The 1168-nt window shown below is 53.2% G+C and carries 2 protein-coding genes and 1 pseudogene; all 3 read right to left on the bottom strand.

Going from position 1 to position 1168, the window contains the following annotated elements; all coding sequences use genetic code 11:
- A pseudogene (locus tag AC2VLY_RS12980) lies at positions 1-218 on the bottom strand (septum site-determining protein MinC); the annotation flags it as partial.
- A 30-nt stretch (positions 219-248) separates the two neighbouring features.
- A complete protein-coding gene (gene fdxA / locus AC2VLY_RS12975) occupies positions 249-575 on the bottom strand; it encodes a ferredoxin FdxA (protein WP_193650264.1) in 327 nt (108 codons plus the stop codon).
- The coding region (locus tag AC2VLY_RS12970; protein ID WP_486922417.1) for a DNA topoisomerase family protein at positions 572-1168 on the bottom strand (597 nt) is incomplete at its 5' end. The genes fdxA and AC2VLY_RS12970, both read right to left, overlap by 4 nt.

The raw sequence follows: 1168 nt of genomic DNA, 5'->3' as shown, positions 1-1168 counted from the left end.
GGGGCTTCTTCAGGAATGCCGCTCAGATCCAAGACCAGCGGTGATTCCTGATGGAATGCCGCAGCAGCAGGATGACGGCGGTGTTCTTCGTCAATGCACGCCTTGAGTAAGGCTGGGTCATTACTTTCCAGCTGTAAAACAGAAAGCGTAAAGACGCTCCCGCTCAAGCGTAAAGGAGGAAATTCGGGAGAGCCCGCTTCTGTTTTTTTAGCAGACATGTTTCACGTGAAACATTTCATGATCTCCGTTTATGCCTCTTTCAGGAGTGGGCGCTTATCCGCTTTGCCGTTCCAGGTTTCTGCATCAGGTAAGGCACTTTTCTTGCGCAAAATCACCGGCCATTTTTTGGTGAGTTCGGCATTGATGGCGGTGAAGTCGCGCTGGTCTTCCGGCACCTCATCTTCGGCAAAAATGGCATCTGCCGGGCATTCGGGAATACAGGCGGCGCAGTCAATACATTCGTCAGGATCAATAACCAGAAAATTGGGGCCTTCATGAAAGCATTCTACAGGACACACTTCTGCGCAATCGGTGTACTTGCACTGGATACAGTTTTCGGTAACGACGTAAGTCATGGGTTGTCTACTTTTTTACTGGCGCGCTTGCGTGGTGCGGGCGCGGGTTTGTCTACGGAAGTTGCCGAGACCTTGGCGGTTTTTTTGGCCGTGGTTTTTTTCGCGGGACTTTTCGCTGCCTTGCTGGCGGCTTTGCGCGCTGGAGCTTTGGCGGGTGCGGCGCGTTTTTCCCGGGGAGGAGGCGGCGTATAGTCCACCAGCAGTGCTGCAATTTCCGCTTCGCTGGCAGTCACCTGAAAATGGAATCCGCATTCTGGCTGGGGACAGGCGAGCTGCTCACCCAGTCGTTTTCCACTTTTTTCGATCATGATCGGCCAGGCACAACGTGGACAGGCTTTGGCCACCGGAGGCCCCCAGACAGCATAAGTGCATTTCGGATAGGTATTACAGGAATAAAATACTTTGCCATAACGACTGCGCTTTTCTACCAGTTCGCCTTCTCCACATTGAGGACAGGTGACGCCGGAAGACTTGGGCTGGGTCAACGGTTCAATGTGCTTACATTCCGGATAACCACTGCAGGAAATAAAGCGCCCGTAGCGACCGGTTTTATAGACCAGGGGTTTTCCGCAGTCGGGACAGTCGCGTCCAAC

Source organism: Acidithiobacillus sp. TH-A36, from assembly GCF_057473445.1.
This window is presented reverse-complemented; position numbering and strand designations above follow the sequence as displayed.